This is a genomic window from Methylobacterium sp. FW102-HT35C08, from assembly GCF_058790235.1.
Genome location: NZ_JBYTCL010000002.1, coordinates 1,763,040 through 1,781,405, shown reverse-complemented (window position 1 = coordinate 1,781,405; position 18,366 = coordinate 1,763,040). Strand labels below are relative to the sequence as shown.

At 71.1% G+C, this 18,366-nt stretch carries 17 protein-coding genes and 1 tRNA gene; 8 read left to right on the top strand and 10 right to left on the bottom strand.

Annotation, left to right across the window (positions count from 1 at the left end):
* Positions 1-130: 130 nt before the first annotated feature.
* Both AC3WSN_RS08500 and AC3WSN_RS08495 read right to left on the bottom strand, forming a co-directional pair.
* Positions 131-841 (bottom strand): DUF1013 domain-containing protein, encoded by a 711-nt coding sequence (locus tag AC3WSN_RS08500; RefSeq protein ID WP_192709164.1) that lies wholly within the window; start codon positions 839-841, stop codon positions 131-133.
* A 223-nt stretch (positions 842-1,064) separates the two neighbouring features.
* Positions 1,065-1,739 (bottom strand): TetR/AcrR family transcriptional regulator, encoded by a 675-nt coding sequence (locus tag AC3WSN_RS08495; RefSeq protein ID WP_192709165.1) that lies wholly within the window; start codon positions 1,737-1,739, stop codon positions 1,065-1,067.
* A gap of 77 nt (positions 1,740-1,816) precedes the next feature.
* Between AC3WSN_RS08495 and AC3WSN_RS08490 the strand changes: the two genes are divergently transcribed.
* Positions 1,817-3,025: an HlyD family secretion protein gene (locus AC3WSN_RS08490; protein WP_492537278.1), complete on the top strand. Its 1,209-nt coding sequence runs from the start codon at positions 1,817-1,819 to the stop codon at positions 3,023-3,025.
* Positions 3,022-4,611 (top strand): DHA2 family efflux MFS transporter permease subunit, encoded by a 1,590-nt coding sequence (locus AC3WSN_RS08485; protein WP_492537276.1) that lies wholly within the window; start codon positions 3,022-3,024, stop codon positions 4,609-4,611. The genes AC3WSN_RS08490 and AC3WSN_RS08485 overlap by 4 nt, the downstream gene beginning before the upstream one ends.
* Positions 4,612-4,827: 216 nt before the next feature.
* Here AC3WSN_RS08485 and AC3WSN_RS08480 read toward each other — a convergent pair whose 3' ends face one another.
* Positions 4,828-5,868, bottom strand: coding sequence for an ABC transporter substrate-binding protein (locus AC3WSN_RS08480; RefSeq protein ID WP_192709168.1), 1,041 nt, complete (start codon positions 5,866-5,868; stop codon positions 4,828-4,830).
* Between the two features lie 163 nt (positions 5,869-6,031).
* On the opposite strand from AC3WSN_RS08480, the gene AC3WSN_RS08475 reads away from it, so the two are divergent.
* Entirely contained in the window at positions 6,032-7,708 is a 1,677-nt protein-coding gene (locus tag AC3WSN_RS08475; protein ID WP_492537274.1) for a cache domain-containing protein, read from the top strand.
* A 16-nt stretch (positions 7,709-7,724) separates the two neighbouring features.
* Here AC3WSN_RS08475 and AC3WSN_RS08470 read toward each other — a convergent pair whose 3' ends face one another.
* Positions 7,725-8,351 carry a WHG domain-containing protein gene (locus tag AC3WSN_RS08470; protein ID WP_192709170.1) on the bottom strand — a complete coding sequence of 209 codons (627 nt, stop codon included), beginning with the start codon at positions 8,349-8,351 and terminating at the stop codon, positions 7,725-7,727.
* Between the two features lie 105 nt (positions 8,352-8,456).
* Between AC3WSN_RS08470 and AC3WSN_RS08465 the strand changes: the two genes are divergently transcribed.
* Positions 8,457-9,131: a PspA/IM30 family protein gene (locus AC3WSN_RS08465; protein ID WP_492537272.1), complete on the top strand. Its 675-nt coding sequence runs from the start codon at positions 8,457-8,459 to the stop codon at positions 9,129-9,131.
* Positions 9,132-9,179: 48 nt separating this feature from the next.
* The gene (locus AC3WSN_RS08460) at positions 9,180-9,455 is read left to right on the top strand and encodes a YiaA/YiaB family inner membrane protein (RefSeq protein WP_091788466.1); all 276 of its coding nucleotides are present in this window, start codon (positions 9,180-9,182) and stop codon (positions 9,453-9,455) included.
* A gap of 12 nt (positions 9,456-9,467) precedes the next feature.
* Here the strand turns inward: AC3WSN_RS08460 and AC3WSN_RS08455 are convergent, their stop codons facing one another.
* The 3 genes from AC3WSN_RS08455 to AC3WSN_RS08445 form a co-directional block, all read right to left on the bottom strand.
* Positions 9,468-10,355, bottom strand: coding sequence for a hypothetical protein (locus AC3WSN_RS08455; protein WP_492537270.1), 888 nt, complete (start codon positions 10,353-10,355; stop codon positions 9,468-9,470).
* A gap of 90 nt (positions 10,356-10,445) precedes the next feature.
* The gene (locus AC3WSN_RS08450; protein WP_012318471.1) at positions 10,446-11,390 is read right to left on the bottom strand and encodes a ribose-phosphate pyrophosphokinase; all 945 of its coding nucleotides are present in this window, start codon (positions 11,388-11,390) and stop codon (positions 10,446-10,448) included.
* Positions 11,391-11,569: 179 nt separating this feature from the next.
* Positions 11,570-11,806 (bottom strand): DUF4170 domain-containing protein, encoded by a 237-nt coding sequence (locus tag AC3WSN_RS08445; protein WP_492537268.1) that lies wholly within the window; start codon positions 11,804-11,806, stop codon positions 11,570-11,572.
* 230 nt (positions 11,807-12,036) lie between these two features.
* Here AC3WSN_RS08445 and AC3WSN_RS08440 point away from each other — a divergent pair, with 230 nt between their 5' ends.
* Complete coding sequence (locus AC3WSN_RS08440; protein ID WP_192709174.1) at positions 12,037-12,444, top strand: hypothetical protein; 408 nt, start codon at positions 12,037-12,039, stop codon at positions 12,442-12,444.
* A 28-nt stretch (positions 12,445-12,472) separates the two neighbouring features.
* On the opposite strand, the gene AC3WSN_RS08435 is transcribed toward AC3WSN_RS08440, so the two are convergent.
* From AC3WSN_RS08435 to AC3WSN_RS08425, 3 genes are all read right to left on the bottom strand, one after another.
* Positions 12,473-12,709, bottom strand: a complete 237-nt coding sequence (locus AC3WSN_RS08435; RefSeq protein ID WP_492537266.1) for a hypothetical protein — start codon at positions 12,707-12,709, stop codon at positions 12,473-12,475.
* 214 nt (positions 12,710-12,923) lie between these two features.
* Positions 12,924-13,016: transfer RNA gene (locus AC3WSN_RS08430), tRNA-Sec, on the bottom strand.
* Positions 13,017-13,132: 116 nt separating this feature from the next.
* Positions 13,133-14,188: an oxidoreductase gene (locus AC3WSN_RS08425; protein ID WP_192709176.1), complete on the bottom strand. Its 1,056-nt coding sequence runs from the start codon at positions 14,186-14,188 to the stop codon at positions 13,133-13,135.
* Positions 14,189-14,577: 389 nt separating this feature from the next.
* Here AC3WSN_RS08425 and AC3WSN_RS08420 point away from each other — a divergent pair, with 389 nt between their 5' ends.
* Entirely contained in the window at positions 14,578-16,941 is a 2,364-nt protein-coding gene (locus tag AC3WSN_RS08420) for a sensor histidine kinase NtrY-like (protein WP_492537264.1), read from the top strand.
* Positions 16,938-18,302, top strand: coding sequence for a nitrogen assimilation response regulator NtrX (gene ntrX, locus AC3WSN_RS08415; protein WP_192709178.1), 1,365 nt, complete (start codon positions 16,938-16,940; stop codon positions 18,300-18,302). Before AC3WSN_RS08420 ends, ntrX begins: the two co-directional genes overlap by 4 nt.
* Positions 18,303-18,366 lie beyond the last annotated feature (64 nt).

The window sequence follows — 18,366 nt, the reverse complement described above, 5'->3', positions numbered from 1 at the left end:
GCCCCGCTGGCAGGCGCTCTCAGGTCCGGCCGGACGCGAAGCGGCCCCCGACTCCGATGGAGCGGGGGCCGCATCCTGCATGGGCCGTCCTGGGGGCCACCCGGCCGAAGGCCGGGGGCGTCGGCGGGTCCTACTCCTCGTCGTCCTCGTCCTGATGCCGGCCCTTGAGCTTGGCGAAGACCGAATCGGCGTCGATCCGCTCCTCGCGGCCGCCATGGGCGTCCTCGTGCTCGTGATCCGGCTCGTCGCGGGCCGTGGAGACCTCGGTCGGCAGCAGCGAGGCGCCGGACTCGGCCGCGATCGCCGCCGGGCGGTCGGCCGCCGCGCGCTGGACCTCGAAGTCGAGGTTGATCTGGGTGGTCAGGCCGAGAGTCACCGGATCCATCGGCTGGAGCGAGCCCGAGTTCCAGTGGGTGCGCTCGCGGATCTGCTGGATCGTCGACTTGGTGGTGCCGACCAGCCGGATGATCTGCGAATCCTTCAACTCCGGGTGGTTGCGGAGCAGCCACAGGATGGCGTTCGGCCGGTCCTGACGGCGCGACAGCGGGGTGTAGCGCGGCCCCTTGGTGGTGCGCTTCACCTCCGGCAGCTTCACCTTCGAGACGGCGGGCTTGAGCTTGTAGTGCGGCGCCTTCTGGGCCTTCTCGATCTCGTCCCGGGTGAGCTGGCCGGTGGAGACCGGGTCGAGCCCCTTGATGCCGGCCGCGACCTCGCCGTCGGCGATGCCCTTCACCTCCAGCGGGTGCAGCTTGCAGAAATCGGCGATCTGCTCGAAGGCGAGCGAGGTGTTCTCGACCAGCCAGACGGCGGTCGCCTTGGGCATCAGCGGACCCTGGGACATGTCTTCTCGTGCTCCGGCCTGGCGGGACGGGGGCCGGGCATCGGGCCGCGGGCTCCGGATGACCGATCCGGAAGTCCCGTCTCACGCTGTCGAATGGGGATGACGCACTATAGGCCCGAGCGGGGAGGGGCGCAATCGCGGGTTGGGCCCGTTCGGAGCCCGGCGTGCCGATTCACCGGCGCCGCTGGGGCCGCGCCCAGCCCGCGCGGGGGCCGGGCGCCTCTCAGCGCGGGCGCACCCCGTCGAGGAACAGCCGCACCGCCGCCTGCCGCCGCCGCTCCTGCGCCTCCGGGTCGGTGGCGATGCCGTAGAGGGTCGCCTGGGACGACCGGCCGAGGACGAGGCTGAGGAACAGGTCGGCCGCGATCTCGGGCTCGGCCACCGCGATCCGGCCGCGCCGGGCGAAGGCGTCGAGCAATTGCGCCACGGCGCGTACGCCGCGCAGCCAGCCCTCCTCGTGGGCGAGGCGGGCCAGTTCGGGGAATTGCAGCGCCTGGGCCACGAGGTTGCGCTTGAGCATCGCCGCGCCCGGCGACTGTCCGTGGGCCAGCAGGGTCCGGCTCAACGCGTGCAGGGCGGCCTCGACATCGTCGGTCCCGGCCTGCGCGGCCTGCGCCTCGGCAGCCGCCGCCAGTGGCGCCAGCCACGCGGCGATCCGCTCGCGCAGGACCGCCTCGAACAGCGCCCGCTTGTCGCGGTAGCGGGCATAGACCGTCGGCTTGCTCATCCCGGCGGCCTCGGCCACCGCGTCGATGGAGGTGGCGTCGAAGCCGCGCTCCATGAACAGGGTGGTCGCCACGGCGATCAGATGCGCCTCACGCCGGGCCGCCTCCGCGCGGGTCGGCCGGCCGCCCCGCCGCGGCGTCACCTCCGGCGGTTCGATGTCCGTCACCGTCACCCACAATCCTCCTTGCTCACGGTCGCCGCCCGCATTATTAAAACGATACCGTACCGTTTTGATTGTGACCAGACCCGATGGACGCACGTCGCAGCGACAGCTTCAAGAGCGCCGGCCCGGTCGCGGGGGGCGTCGCGGCCCCCGCCGCGTCGGCGGCTCCCGCGGCGCAGCCGCGCCGCGGCCGGGCGCGGATCGTTTTGCCGTTGGTCGGGCTCCTCGCGCTGGGCGGGGCCGGAAGCTACGGCTGGCATTGGTGGACCATCGGGCGCTTCCTCGAGACCACCGACGACGCCTATCTGCAATCCGACAAGGTCACGGTGGCGCCGCGCATCGCCGGCATCGTCGCCGAGGTGATGGTCGGCGACAACCAGCCGGTGAAGGCCGGCGACGTGATCGCGCGACTCGACGACCGCTCGTACCGGGTCCAGCTCAAGCAGGCCGAGGCCGAGGTCGACAAGGACCGGGCGCAGGTGCTCGGCGTCGCCGCGGCGATCGTCCAGCAGCAAGCGCAGGTCGCCTCGTCGCGAGCCGACCTCGCCAATGCCGAGGCCGCGCTGACCTTCTCCCAGCAGGAATACACCCGCTACCAGAACCTGCTGCAGACCGGCTCGGGCACGGTCCAGCGCCAGCAGCAGGCGGATGCCGACCTGCGCCAACGCCACGCCGCCCGCGACAAGGCCGCCGCCTCCCTGGACGCCGCGCAGAAGCAGATCGACAGCCTGAAGGCGCTCGAAGCCAGCACCCGGGCGAGCCTGGAGGGTGCCGAGGCCAAGGTCGAGGGGGTGAGGCTCGACCTCAGCTACACCACCATCGTGGCGCCGATCGACGGCGTGGCCGGCGACCGGGCGCTGCGGGTCGGCCAGGTGGTCTCGCCCGGCACGGGTCTCCTGACCCTCGTGCCCATGGGCCGGGACATCTACCTCGTGGCGAATTTCAAGGAGACCCAGACCGGGCACATGGTCGAGGGCGAGCGCGTCACCTTCACGGTGGACGCGTTCGGCGACCACGCGTTCGCGGGCCGGATCGAGAGCTTCTCGCCGGGCACCGGCTCGCAATTCGCCCTTCTGCCGCCCGAGAACGCCACCGGCAACTTCACCAAGGTGGTGCAGCGCGTGCCCGTGCGCGTCGCCCTCGACCCGGCAGACCCGCTGGTCGCGCGCCTGCGCCCGGGCCTGTCAGTGGAGGCCACGGTCCACACCGCCGACCCGGTGGAGCCGGTCGACCAGGCCCGGCACCGGCCGAAGCCCGCCCCGGCGGCCCTCGTCAGCGAGGCGCTGCCCCGATGAGCGCCGTGCCGGCCGTGGCCATGCCCAGACCAGTGCCCGAGGCGAAGGCGAGCGGCCGGGACTGGCTCGCCGTGTTCGGCGCGATCCTCGGCGCCTTCACGGCGATCCTCGACATCCAGATCACCAACGCGTCGCTCGACGACATCCAGGGGGCGCTCGGCGCCTCCACCGAGGAGGGGAGCTGGATCTCCACCGCCTACCTGATGGCCGAAATCATCGTGATCCCGCTCACCGGCTGGCTGTCCTCGGTGATCGGCCTGCGCCGCTATCTCGCGGTGAACACGATGCTGTTCACCGCCTTCTCGCTCGCCTGCGCGCTGTCGACGACCCTGAGCCAGATGATCCTGTTCCGGGCCGGCCAGGGCTTCACCGGCGGCGTGCTGATTCCCACCGCCATCGTCATCGTGCGCACCCGGCTCTCGAAGGTGCAGCAGCCCATCGGCATCGCGCTGTTCGGGCTGACCGCGACCTTCGCGCCGGCCATCGGCCCGACGGTCGGCGGCTGGCTCACCGACAACCTGTCGTGGCACTACATCTTCTACCTGAACCTGATCTTCGGCCCCGTGGCGGCGGCGATCCAGCTCGGCGCCTTCGACAGCGTGCCGGCGCGCTGGGGCGAGCTGCTCAAGGGCGACTGGATCGGCATCGGCCTGATGGCGACCGGCCTGCCGGCGCTGACCTACGTGCTGGAGGAGGGCCAGCGCAAGGACTGGTTCGGCTCGCAGATCATCGTGAACATGTCGCTGCTGGCGGCGGCCGGCATCACCGGCTTCATCGTCCGCGAGCTCACGACCGAGCGCCCGTTCATCAACCTGCGGGTCCTGGCCAACCGCTCGGTCGGGGGCGCCTGCGTGCTGATGACCGTGCTGGGCGCGGTCTCGTTCGGGTCGATCTACATCATCCCGGTCTATTGCGCACAGATCCAGGGCTACAACGCCCAGCAGATCGGTTACGTGGTGATGTGGTCGGGCCTGCCGCAGCTGGTCCTCTTCCCGATGATGCCGCTGCTGATGCGGACCTTCGACGCCCGGGTGCTGGTGGTCACCGGCACGCTGTTCTTCATCGCGAGCTGCTGGATCAACGTCGGCCTGACCCACGATGTCGGCGCCGACCAGCTGATCCTGCCGCAGCTGATGCGGGCCATCGGCCAGCCGCTCTTCACCATCCCGCTGTCGCAGCTCTCCACCGTCGGCCTCGCCCCGCGCGACACCGCGGACGCCTCCGCCCTGTCGAACATGATGCGCAACCTCGGCGGCTCCATCGGCATCGCCATGCTGTCGACCATGATCGACCGGCGCGAGCACTTCCACTTCTCGATGCTGGCCGAGGCGATCACCGTCAACGCGACCCGCACCCAGGACCGGCTCGCGGCGCTGGCGGCCGGGATGCACGCCCGCATCGCCGACCCGCTCGCCGCCAAGGGCGTGGCGCTCGGCCAGCTCGCCGCCCAGGTCCGCCGCGAGGCCTATGTCATGGCCTACGCGGACGGGTTCTGGCTGGTGGGGGTGAGCCTCGTGGCGAGTCTCGCCGTGGTGGCGATCCTCAAGAAGCCGGAGCGCGCCGCCGGGCCCGTGGAGGCGCACTGACCGGCTCGGGACAAGATCGGCCGTCTTCCAGCCCTCCGTACCGTCGTTCCGGGGCGCCGCAGGCGAGCCCGGACCCGGAGGGGCACGCCGCAGGCGGGCAATCCAGAACCGCCATGAGCGCCAGAACTTGGCGCCTCGGCGGGTCTGGATTCCGGGCTCCGCTGCGCGGCCCCGGGATGACGGGGAGGGGCGGGCAGCCCGGCCGAGCCTGCCGCCCTACTTGCCCGGGAGCCCGTGGACGATCGGGAAGAACGTATCCTTCCAGTCCTTGGGCTCGGCCTTGATGGTCTTCATGGCGTAGAAGTGCCGGGCCTGGAGCATGATCCCGTAGGGCGTGGTGGAGAAGTTCGTCCCCGGCTCCTTCATGATCTCGACCAGCGTCTCGGGCGGCGTCTTCTCGTTGGTGGCTGCCACGTAGTCCTTGGCGGCCTTGAGCGGGTCCTTGGCGATCTCAGCATTGGCCTCGTCGATGGCGGCCACGATGGCGGCGGCGAGCTTGGGATTGCGGTTGAACCACGCCGTACGGGCGTAGAAGATCGCGTTGCTCACCGGCTCGCCGACGAGCTCGAAGGAGTTCAGCACCTTGTGGATCGCCGGATCCTGCAGCTCGCGCTGCTGGAACGGCGGCAGCGAGAAGTGGCTGTTGACCTCGTTGTGCGGGCTCGCCAGGGCCGCCACAGCGTCGGGATGGCCGAGCTGGACGGTGAGCGGGTCGAGCTTGGTGGCGTTCTCGGGCCCGAACGCCTTCTTGGCGGCGATCTGGAGCAGCACCGCCTGGGATGAGACCTTCACGGAGGGCAGGGCGATCTTGTCCTTGGACGAGAAGTCCTTGAGTTCCTTCACATCCGGGTTGCGGGTGAGCAGCAGCATCGGCGTCGAGCCGACCCCGCACAGGCCCTTCACGTCGCCCTTGGTGCGGTCGTTGAGCAGCAGCATGTTGGTCGAGCCGCTGTCGACGATGTCGATATTGCCCGACAGGAGCGCGTCGTTGCCGGCCGCGCCGCTCGTCAGGTTGACCCATTCCACGGTCACGTCCCCGAGGCCGGCGGCCTTGGCCTGCTTCTCGATCAGCTTGTGCTGCTCGGCCAGCACCGCCGGCAGGTAGACGAAACCCGGCTGCCGGCTGATCCGGACCTTGGCATCGTCGGCCCGGGCGGGGGTGGCCAGCGCCAGCCCGGCCAGCAGGAGGACCGATCCCGCCCGCAGGAGCCGGCGGCGGCCCAGCAGCGACGAGCCCGTCCGCGACGTACGCACCATGACGCTTCTCCCTGTGGCCCGGCGGTTTCCTGGGGAGACCGGGCTTTCGTTGGACCGGGAGTGGACAGGCTTGAGCCCGCGCGCGCAAGGCCCCGACTTCACGGTCCGCTAACGGAGAAGCTGCACTATAGCGCAACTTGACATCGTCATCGCGGAGGCTTGCGTGAAGATCGGGCTGGGAGCGAAGCTGCACACCATCACGGCCGCCGCGCTGGTCGGCATCGTCGCGGTCTCGGGGATCGGCCTCGTCAGCCTGAAATCCCAGGTCGAGCAGGACCGGATGGCCAAGACCCGCAACCTGACGGACGTGGCCTACGGAGTCGCGGCCTATTTCGAGGGCGAGGAGCGGGCCGGGCGCCTGTCCCGGGCGGCGGCGCAAGGGGCCGCGATCCAGGCCCTCAAGGCCCTGCGCTACGACGACAAAGAATACTTCTGGGTGAACGACATGCAGCCCCGCATGATCGCCCACCCGATGAAGCCCGAGCTGGAGGGCAAGGATCTCGCCGCCGTGCAGGATCCCACCGGCAAGCGCCTGTTCGTCGATTTCGTCGAGACGGTGAAGCGGCAGGGTCAGGGCTTCGTCGATTATTATTGGCCGAAGCCCGGCGCCGACGCCCCCGTACCGAAGCTCTCCTATGTGCGCGGCTTCGCGCCCTGGGGCTGGGTGATCGGCACCGGCATCTACGCCGACGACACCGCGGCGATCTTGCGGGACGCGGCCTGGAAGGCGGCGGGCGGCATGCTCGTGGTGGTGGCGCTGATCGGCCTGCTGGCGGCGCTGATCGGCCGGCGCCTGACGCGGCCGATCCTCGCCCTGAACGGGGCCATGCACCGGCTGGCGGCCGGCGAGACCGCGGTTCCGGTGCCGGCGCGGGAGCGCAGGGACGAGATCGGCGCCATGGCGGGCGCTGTGCAGGTGTTCAAGGACGCGCTGATCGCCAAGGCCGAGTCCGACGCCCACGCCACCTCCGCGGCCGAGGGCGGCGCCCGGCGGGCAGCCGCCCTCGGCCGGCTGACCCGGTCGTTCGAGGCACGGGCCGGCGCGCTGAGCCGCGGCCTCGCGACGGCGGCCGCCGACCTCGAGGCCACGGCGCGGACGCTGACCGTCACGGCCGCCCACACCACCGAGCGCACCGGCGCGGTCGCCGCGCAGGCGGCCGGCACCTCCGCCGACGTCCAGACCGCCGCTGCGGCCACCGAGGAGATGTCGGCCTCGGTTCAGGAGATCGCCGGGCAGGTGAACCGCACCTCGGAGATTGCCGGGCGGGCCGCCGCCAGCACCCGTCAGGGCGAGGCAACCGTGCGGGCGCTCGCCGCCGGCACCGAGAAGATCGGCGACGTGGTCGGGCTGATCGCCTCGATCGCAGGCCAGACCAACCTGCTGGCCCTGAACGCCACCATCGAGGCGGCCCGCGCGGGTGCGGCCGGACGCGGCTTCGCGGTGGTCGCCTCGGAGGTGAAGGCGCTGGCCGAGCAGACCGCCAAGGCCACCGAGGAGATCTCCGGCCAGATCGGCCGGATCCAGGGGGAGACGCGGGACGCGGTGGCGGCGATCGGCGAGGTCGGCCGGACCATCGAGGAGATGCGCGCCATCGCGGTCGGTGTCGCGGCTGCCATGGAGGAGCAGAACGCCGCCATCCAGGAGATCGTCCGCGGGGTGGCGAGCGCCGCCACGGGGGCGCAGGGCGTGTCGGAGAACGCCGTCGACCTGCGCCGGGGCGCCGACGAGACCGGGATCGCCTCCGAGCAGGTGCTGGCGGCCGCCCGCGGCCTCACCCGGGGCTCGGACGAGCTCGACCAGGCGGTGAAGGCGTTCCTGGCGGAGGTCCAGGCGGCCTGAGCGCCGGGCAGGGCGCTCAGGCCGCCGAAAAGCCCCGCACCGCCGCCCGCACCAGGGCGTCGATCATCGGCCGCACGTCGTCCACGCCGAGCGGCCCCAGGCTGCCGAGATCGGCGAGATAGGTCATGCCGTGGACGCTGGACCAGAGCGCCCGCGCCATCACGGGAATCGCCGCCTCGGCGAGGCGGCCGCCGTCGCGCAGCACCCCCTCCAGGATCGCGAACAGGGCCGCGATGTCGGCCTGCACCGAGTCCGGCGCCGCCACGGTGCGGCGCTCGAAGATCGCCGCCCAGGCCGCGTGGTTCGCGGCCGCGAAGGCGAGATACGCGTCGGCCAGGCACAGGAGCCGGGCCTCCGTCTCCCGCGACGGGCAGGCGGCCAGCGCCCCCGCCAGGGTGTCCCGGAGGCGGCGCATGGTGACCGCGTTGGCCTCCAGCCGCAGCAGCTCCAGGCTGTCGAACTGCGTGTAGACCGAGCCCACCGCCGTGCCGGCCCGCTCCGCGACGCCGCGGGCGGTCAGCGCGGCGACGCCGCCCTCGTTCAGGATCGCCACCGCGGCCTCGATGAGGGCCCGGCGATCGGCCTCCCGGTCGCCCGGCTCCTTCCGCGGCCGCCCGCGCAGTTTTTTATGAACCTCGTTCATTTTATCCCTTGCGGCCCGGCGCGTCTCATGTTTATCTGTTTCATGAACGGCGTTCAATCAATTCCGGACCGGGTCCGGATCGTCGTTCCCGCGAGGTGAACCGTGATGAGGACCCTCTCCTTCCTGATGCGCGGCGTGATCGCCGACAACGCCCAGGCGATCCACGACGCCCACGCCGTGACGATCCTGCGCCAGCAGATCCGAGACGCCGCCGGCGCCCTGGCGACCGCCCGGCGGGAACTCGCCGTGGCCATGGCCTACCACGCCGCCGAGGCGCGCGCGCTGGCGGCGATCGGCGGCCGGATCGACACCCTGTCGGACGGGGCGCGGCGGGCCCTCGGCGACGGCCGCGAGGATCTCGGGACCGAGGCGGCGATCCACATCGCCGCCCTGGAGGACGAGCGGGCCGACCGCCGGGCCGCCGCCGAGCGCTTCGCCGCCGAGGTCGAGCGGCTGAAGCGCCTCGTCGCGCAGGGCGGCGAGCGGCTGCGGGATCTCGACCGCGGGCTCCAGACCGCCCGCACCACCGAAGCCCTGCGCCGGGCGGGGCTGGAGGGCCGCCGGGCCACGACCCTGTCGGCCGGTGCGCTGGGCGAGGCCGAGCGGACCCTGGAACGCCTGCGCGCCCGGCAGGCGGCCGAGGCGGATGTGGCCGCCGCGCTGACCGAACTGGAGGCCGAGGCTACGGGCGGGATCGAGGCCGACCTGGAGGCGGCCGGCTACGGCCGTCCGCGCACGGACCCGCGGGCGGTGCTCGACCGCCTCAGGGCCGGGACCTGACCGGATCGCACGCCTGAACACCACGCAACACCCACGCAGGAGCACATCATGACACCGCAGATGCCCCATACCGGCGCCTGGAAGACCTTCACGCTGGTCAGCTTCGCCGCCGCCGCCGCCATGCTGACGATCGGGATCTTCTTCCTGCCCGCGGATATCTGGATCAAGGGCTACCTCGCCATGGCATCCCTCTTCCTCACGGGCACGACCTTCACGCTGGCCAAGACCCTGCGCGACGAGCACGAGGCGAACCGGCTGATCAACAAGATTGAGGATGCCGCCGCCGAGCGGGTCCTGCGCGAGGCGGTGCCGGGCCGGCTCTGAGACCGCTCCGGATCAGCCCGCAGCGTCCAGGAACCCGGCGAGGATCTTCGAGAATTCCGGGGTGCGCAGGTAGCCGTAGGATTTGTGCCGGTTCTCGGCGCCGTCCGGCCTCCGGTAGGCGTTGATCACCGGCACGTCCCGCACCCGCACGCCGGCGGCGTTCGGCGCGTAGAGGCCGGCGAGGTCGTCGCCCACCGTGGCGATGTCCTGCCGGTCCATCAGGTTGGTCCAGGCGGTGAGCGCGGCTGGCACCCGCAGGTCGCCGTGCTCGTCGGCGAGCTTTAGCTTCAGCTCGGCGAGCCCGAGGGGCGAGCCGACGGTCGCCAGGGCGCAGCGGGGCAGGGGCGTCCCGTCGGCCTCGGCGGCGCGCAGGACGTCGTAGGCGATCAGGCCGCCCATCGAGTGCGCGGCGATCAGCACGTCGTCCTCCGCGGCCTCGGCCAGGGCGACGCGCAGGCGCTCCCGGGCCGCGTCCCGGAACGCCGCATCCTCGTAGTAGCCCCAGAGATCGTCGAGGCGGTATTCCAGGATCAGGTCGTCCAGCGGGGTCAGCCCCGTGGCCTCCTGCAGGTGCGAGAGGCCGCGGTAGATCCGGTCTGTGAGGGTCGGCTCGGCGCTGTCGGCATCCCCCGCCGGAGAGGGGAACGGCCCGAGGCCGTGATCGGGGCGATAGGGCTCGCGGTTGCCGTCGCCGGAGAGCGGCTGCGGGTAGCGGAGATCCGCCCAGTAGACGAAGGTGAAGCGCAGATCGGCCTCGGCCACCTGCAGCCCGAGATTGCGGTCGAGCCCCTCGCGGATCGCGGCGCGCCACCACGCGGCCTTCTCGTCGCGCGGCGGCTTGTTGGCGAGGCCGTGGATGCCGATGATGTGCGCCCGACGCAGTGTCCGCTCCCAGACCAATGACGCTGTCGGCCGGGCAAGATAGGGCCATCGTGCGCGCGCGGAACTGCGGCTTAGTTACCGAGTCACAGGCCGCGTTCGCGGTACCCGTCAGTCGAACAGGCTGGAGACGCTGGATTCCGTCGCGGTCCGGCCGATCGCCTCGCCGAGCAGCGGCGCGATGGTCGCCACCCGGATGTTGCGGGCGAGCTTGACCGCCTGCGTCGGCTGGATCGAATCGGTGATCACCAGCTCCTTCATCCGCGAGGCGGCGATGCGGGAGACCGCGCCGCCCGAGAGCACCCCATGGGTGATGTAGGCCGAGACGTCCTTGGCGCCGGCATTCAGCAGGGCCTCGGCGGCGTTGACCAGGGTGCCGCCCGAATCGACGATGTCGTCGACCAGGATGCAGGAGCGGCCCTCGACCTCGCCGATGATGTTCATCACCTCCGATTCGCCGGGGCGCTCCCGGCGCTTGTCGACGATGGCGAGCGGGCAGTCGATCCGCTTGGCGATGGCCCGGGCGCGCACCACGCCGCCGACGTCGGGCGAGACCACCATCCGGTCGGCGCTCGGCAGCCGCTCCTTGATGTCGCGGACCATCACGGGGGCGGCGAACAGGTTGTCGGTCGGGATGTCGAAGAAGCCCTGGATCTGGCCGGCATGCAGGTCGAGGGTCAGAACGCGGTCGGCGCCGGCCTCGGTGATCAGGTTCGCCACCAGCTTGGCCGAGATCGGGGTGCGGCCGGAGGTGCGCCGGTCCTGCCGGGCGTAGCCGAAATACGGGATGACCGCCGTGATGCGCCGCGCCGAGGACCGACGCGCGGCGTCGATCATGATCAGCAGCTCCATCAGGTGGTCGTTGGCCGGGAACGAGGTCGACTGGACGATGAACACGTCCTCGCCGCGCACATTCTCCTGGAGCTCGACGAAGATCTCCATGTCGGCGAAGCGCCGGACCATGCACTTGGCCAGCGGCAGCTCGAGATAGGCCGCGATCGCCTCGGCCAGGGGCCGGCTGGCATTCCCGGCAATGATCTTGATCGAGGATTTCATGGCGAGGACTTCATGGGCGGCCGCTCACGCGCGGCCGGACCCCCGCCGCGCTCCGAAGCCCGGTCCCTTGACGGGCCGGAACGATGCGATGACGGGCGAGGCTCTTAGCAGCGGGCAGGAAGTGTCACAATGCCTTCACGCGGCCTCGGCGGCAGCACCGCACAGGCCACGTGCCCCGCTCAGGGCGTCGGCGGCTCCAGCAGCCGGTGCAGATGGACCACGAAGTAGCGCGTCTGCGCGCTGTCGACGGTGGCCTGCGCCTTCGCCCGCCAGGCCGCCTGCGCGGACGCATAGTCGGGAAAGATGCCGACGATGTCGAGGTTCTTGATGTCCCGGAACCGAACCCCGTCGAGATCCTGCAGTTCACCGCCGAAGACCAGGTGCAGCTTCTGGTCGCTGTCGATCGCCGTCGCCATGGCCTCTCCTCACATGTTGCCCGCGGCGCTCGCAAATGGCGCGCCTCCGGTCAAGCCGGAACGCGCGCAGCCGAGCAATGCCGCGTTCGCACGCCTCCGCACCGTCGGGGGTGTCGCGGGGATCTCGGGTGCCTTGGGGGTCTCGGGTGCCTTGGGGATCTTGGGCCTGCCGGAGGCGCGGCGATGGCGCGGCTGCGAAAGCGGCGGGGCGCCGTGCTAGAAAAGCGGGCATGACGCGCAGGCTTCTCCGCATCGCCGCCGTGGCACTCGCTCTCTCGGCGATCCCGGCACTGGCCCAGCAGCCGGCCCGGGCGCCCGGCCGGGCGGCCGCCGACAAGGCCGGCCAGGACAAGGGCGGCCCCGACCGGCGCGGCGGGCCGCCGGTGATCGGCTGCCCGTCGCTCGCCAATTACCGGATGCTGCTGCACGACGGGCCGCAGGCCGCCGCCGCGCGCCTGACCGATCCGAAAGCGGACCATCTCGGCTGCTCCGTCCTGACGCGCGCGGAGATGACCGGCATCGTCGACCGGGTGGTGCTGGGCGGGCAGAGCTACGATTGCGCGGGCGTGCGGGGCACGACGGTCTGCCACTGGATCGAGGCCGGAGCCTCCGCGCGCGCCGGCGCGGCCGGACGCTGACCTGCGATCGCTGAGGATCCGGACGGCCTCAGCGCAGGTGGCCGCTGGCGCGCAGATCCCGCTCCACGGCCTCCTGGATGGCCCGGAGCGGGTTGTCGTTCGTGGCGCCCGGCGGATGCAGGGGCACCATCGCGGCCGGCTTCGTGTCCAGCCCCGGCAGGATGGTGGGGCCCGCTTCCCCCTGCCGTGCAGGCCGGCGCAGGGCGAGCAGCCGCAGCGCCTCGCGGGCGCCGGGCGGGAGGAGCGTGGCGAGCTTGTCCAGCATGTCCGAACCTCAACGCGCGCGGCCGGCGACGGCCGGTGGGAACGGGACCACGGAGGCGGAGCTGTTCGTCACGGAGGCACCAGCACAGGATCGACCGAGCACGGGAAACGGACCGGGGCACGCACCGTTCCGTTGAGCCATGATTGCCGGTTTTGCCGCATGTGCCGCCCAGATACCAGCGAACACTGCTTTTCAGCTTGGATTGTATAGAACCTGGCGGAAGCGGATGGGAATCGAACCCACCGTACGCTGTTGGCGTACCACTGGTTTTGAAGACCAGGAGGGCCACCAGACCCCGTTCGCCTCCACGATCGGGGTTACGGGCGGGTGCCGGCAGGGTCAAGATCCGCGGGCTCGCCGCGCCGCCCTCCCGGGCCTGCAGCGCGCAATGGTCGCGCCTGCCGCGCCGCGGGAACGCGCTCTTCAGCGCTCCCGCTCGTCCCGCGCGACCGCTGGGGTGACCGAGGTCCCGGTGCGGGCCGAGATCAGGGCCGCCTCAAGGCAGGCCATCACCCGAACCGCCTCCAGCGCCGCTGCGTCGTCGTGCGATCCGCGGGCAATGGTCTCGACCACCGCCCGATAGAAGCACCGCTGATCCCCGGACACGGCCGGCCTGCGCGTCACCGGCCCGGTGCCGTCATGGATCTCCAGTCCGTCCGGGTCCTCACCCCATCCCAGTGCGCCCGGGGCGAGCCCGGCCAGCAGCTGCCCTTCCTGGGGGTCGGGACCGTGCTTGATCAGGCTGCCGGCCTCGCCATGGACCACGAAGCGGGGCGATCCGCCGGCGACGAGCATGCTCGCGTGGAGCACCACCCGCAGCCCCGGATAGTCCAGCACCGCGTGGGCCCAATCGTCGGAGGACGCTCCGGGACGGAGCCGGCCGAGATGCGCCGTCACCCGATCGGGCAGGCCGAAGAGCTGGATCGCCTGATCCACGAGATGCGGCCCGAGATCGTACCAGATCCCGCTGCCGGAGCCGGCATTCTCACGCCACCGGTCCCGGACACGGGGCCGGAAGCGGTCGAAGTGGGACTCGAAGTGCCGCACCGCGCCGATCACGCCGGCAGCGATGGCCTCGCGGACGGTCAGGAAATCGCTGTCCCAGCGGCGGTTGTGAAACACCGCAAGCACGCGGCCCCGGCTCGCCGCCGCCGCGCGCAGGACGCGCGCCTCGGCGAGGGCGAGGGTGAAGGGCTTGTCGACGACGACGTGCTTGCCCGCCGCCAGGGCGGCGCGCGCCAGCGGTGCGTGACTGTCATTGGGTGAGGCAATCACCACGAGGTCGACGGCCTCCGACGCGGCGACCGCGAAAGGGTCGGCGACCACCGTCAGGCCGGGGCGATCGGCCTCGACCTTGGCGGGATCGCTGGATCCGACCAACCGGAGGTCGAGGTCCGGCACGGCGCTGATCAGCGGCGCGTGGAAGGTCCGGCCGGAATAGCCGTAGCCGATCAAGCCGACCCGGATCGGGGCGCCCATCGCATCACCTCTTCAATCCGGAACAGGCGCGGCATCTCACTGACTATCGGATACGAGGCGCCGCGCATTGTCCGTCGTTACGAATAACATTTCCGCTCATCCAAAGATAAGAATGATAATGTCCGGGCGCTCACGCACATCGTTCAACACATCAGATCGGTCATGGCTCTTATCGCCGTTCGCGATTTTTCTTAGCGCCCGTCTTCGAGGCGGCCAAGCCGTGGAGCTATGCTTTGCGGCGGCGTCGAGGATCTTTGCCGATGCCGAAGGTCGACGGGCGCGGCCGGTCGCGTTCGACTGCGATCCGATGAGTTCGGGTCCGCTTTGCGGCGTCCATCTGATCCGGATTCGTATTAATTCCGCCACACTGTTGTGGCCCTGCACCAGTCATGCCGTTCCTGAGACGCTTACGGAAAGAGGAAGGCCCGTCGCCCGAACCCGAAGGGTCCGGGGAGGGGGTGGGCCCGGGCGCGCCCCTGGCGGAGTCCCTGAAGCCGGGCCCGCGCGGTCCGGGCTGGATCGGCGCGGCCATGGTGGTCACCGCCCTGGTCTCGGCGCTGGCGACCTTCCTGATCCTGGCCGGGGTGATCCGGGTGACGCCGACGCCGGCCTACGGCGTGACGCTGCTCGCCATCAACGCCGCCCTGGTGCTCGGCCTCGCCGTCATCATCGCCTGGGAGGCGCGGGTCTTCCTGCACGCCCGCAAGGCCAACGCGGCGGTGGCGCGCCTGCACACCCGCATCGTCGGGCTGTTCTCGCTGATCGCGATCCTGCCGACGATTCTGCTCGCCGTGGTGGCGTCCGTGACCATCGACCGGGGCCTGTCGCTCGGCTTCACCGACCGGGTCCGCGACGTGGTGCTGAAATCCGTGGAGGTGGCCGACGCCTACCAGGAGAACCAGTGCCAGAGCCTCGCCCGCGAGATCCGCATCCTCGCCGACGACCTGACCCGCGCTCGGCCGAACTTCGATGTGAACCGGGACTGGTTCCAGACCTTCCTGACGACCCGGGCGACCAATCTCGGCCTGCCGGTGGCGCAGATCATGCGCGGCCCCACCGAGGTGGTGGCGCGGGCCAAGATCGACGTCCTGAAGACCAACCGGCTGCCCTCGGCGGCGGCCTTCGAGGATGCGGCCAACTCGGCCGACCCGATCTGCCTCCTGCCCGCCGAAGGCCGGGTCTTCGCCGCGCTGATGCGGATGCCGGCCTACGACGACGCCGTGCTGATGGTGCAGCGCGAGGTCAGCCAGCTCGCCATCGACTTCCCCGGCGTGTCCCGGGCGGCGGCGGCCGAGTACCTCACCTACGATTCGCTGCGGCGCTCGATCCAGATCACCTTCGCGTCGGTGTTCCTGCTGATCGCGCTGATCGCGCTGCTCTCGGCCGTGTGGTTCGGCATGAACTTCGCCAACCGGTTCGTGGCGCCGATCCGCCGGCTGATCAACGCCGCCGACCAGGTGGCATCGGGCAATTTCTACGCCCAGGTGCCGACCAAGAAGACCAGCGGCGACCTCGCCCATCTCGGCGAGAGCTTCAACAAGATGACCCAGGAGCTGCGCCGCCAGCATGCCGGCCTGATCGCCGCGAGCGACCTGATCGACACCCGCCGCCGCTTCACCGAGGCCGTGCTCTCGGGCGTCTCGCCCGGGGTGATCGGCCTCGACGCGGCGGGCTTCGTCACCATTGCCAACCCGGCGGCTGAGCGAATGCTCGACCTGGAGAGCGACGCCCTGGTGGGCCAGTCCCTCGCCCAGGCGGTGCCGGAACTCGCGCCCGTGCTCGCCGAGAGCGAGGCCCGCCCGCGCAGCCTGCAGCAGCAGCAGGTCCAGCTCACCCGGTCCCGGGGCGAGCGCACCATCACGGTGCGGGTCACGAGCGAGCAGGCGCAGGGCGCGTCCCGCGGCTCGGTGGTGACGCTGGACGACATCACCGACCTCGTCCAGGCGCAGCGCAGCTCCGCCTGGGGCGACGTGGCGCGCCGCATCGCCCACGAGATCAAGAACCCGCTGACCCCGATCCAGCTCTCCGCCGAGCGGATCCGGCGCAAGTACGGGAAGGTCATCACCGCCGACAAGGAGGTGTTCGACCAGTGCACCGCCACGATCGTGCGCCAGGTGGACGAGATCAAGCGCATGGTCGACGAGTTCTCGGCCTTCGCGCGGATGCCGAAGCCCGCCATCGCGCCGAACGACCTCACCGAGATCGCCAAGCAGAACCTGTTCATGATGCGCGTGGCGCACCCGGACATCGACTTCGCGTTCTCGGCCCAGGGCGGCGCGGGGAGTGCGGAAAAGATTGTGGCGGCCTTCGACATCAGGCTGCTCAGCCAGGTGATCACCAACATCCTCAAGAACGCCGTCGAGGCGGTGGCCGAGGTGCCGGAGGCCGAGCTCGGCAAGGGCAAGATCTCCTTGAGCCTCGCCGTCGAGGACGGGTTCGCGGTGATCGCCGTCACCGACAACGGCAAGGGATTTCCGGCCGAGGGGCGCCAGCGCCTGCTCGAGCCCTACATGACCACCCGCGAGGGTGGGACCGGACTGGGGCTTGCTATCGTCAGCAAGGTGCTTGAGGAGCACGGCGGCGGGATCGAGCTGAACGACAATCCCGCCGGCCGCGGCGGCCAGGTCCGGATGCGGGTCCCGCGCGAGCACGGGCCCGAACCGGCCGCGGCGCCGTCTGAAACCAGTCCCGTCACGACAGAGGAGAAGGGCGCCGCGCCGACGGCCCCCCGGATCGCGGAGATGCACGCATGAGCGCCGATATCCTGATCGTCGACGACGAGGCCGACATCCGCGACCTCGTCGCCGGGATCCTGGACGACGAAGGCCACCGCTGCCGCACGGCCGGCGGCTCGGACGAGGCGCTCGCCGCCATCGAGGCGCGCCGGCCGCACCTCGTCTTCCTCGACATCTGGCTGCAGGGCTCCCGGCTCGACGGCCTGCAGGTGCTCGACCTGATCAAGGCGGCCAATCCCGACCTGCCGGTCGTCATGATCTCGGGCCACGGCAACATCGAGACCGCCGTCTCGGCGATCAAGGCGGGCGCCTACGACTTCATCGAGAAGCCGTTCAAGGCCGACCGGCTGATCCTGGTGGCCGAGCGGGCGCTGGAGGCCTCCCGGCTCCGGCGCGAGGTCCGCGACCTGACGGCGCGGTCAGGGTCGGCCAACCGCATCGTCGGCGGCTCGCTGGCGATCAACCAGCTGCGCCAGACGCTCGACCGGGTGGCGCCGACCAACGCCCGGGTGATGATCACGGGCGCACTGGGCTCGGGCAAGGAGCTGGCCGCGCGCAGCCTGCACAAGGCCTCGGCCCGGGCGAACGGTCCGTTCGTGCTGCTCAACGCCGCCGCGATCCTGCCCGAGACCATGGAGGCGGAGCTGTTCGGGGTCGAGGGCGAGAGCGGCCGCCGGGTCGGCGCCCTGGAGGAGGCCCATGGCGGCACCCTCTACCTCGACGAGGTCGCCGACATGCCGCGCGAGACCCAGAACCGGATCCTGCGCGTCCTCGTCGACCAGAATTTCCAGCGGGTCGGCGGCACGACGCGGGTGCATGTCGACGTGCGGATCATCTCGTCCTCGTCCCGGGATCTCCAAGAAGAAATCGCCGCCGGCCGGTTCCGCGAGGACCTGTTCCACCGCCTCTCGGTGGTGCCGATCCGGGTACCGGCCCTGTCGGAGCGCCGGGAGGACGTGCCCGAGCTGATCCAGTTCTTCATGGACAACATCTCGTCCCAGACCGGCCTGCCCAAGCGCCGGATCGCCGAGGACGCGATGGCGGTGCTGCAGTCGCACAACTGGCCGGGCAATGTCCGCCAGCTCAAGAACAACGTCGAGCGGCTGATGATCCTCACGCAGGCCGACCCGGAGCAGGAGGTCACCTCGGAGATGCTCCCCTCCGAGATCGGCGCCCTGGTGCCGACCACCCCCGGGGGCGCGGGCGGCGAGAAGCTGATGAGCCTCGCGCTGCGCGAGGCCCGGGAGATCTTCGAGCGCGAGTACCTCGTGGCGCAGATCGCGCGGTTCTCGGGCAACATCTCCCGCACCGCCGAGTTCATCGGCATGGAGCGCTCGGCCCTGCACCGGAAGTTGAAGTCCCTCGGCATCGGCCCCTGAGGGGCGGGGGCGTGAGAGCGGTGCCGATCCGTCACGGATGATTCCGGCGCGGGGGTTGCTTGCG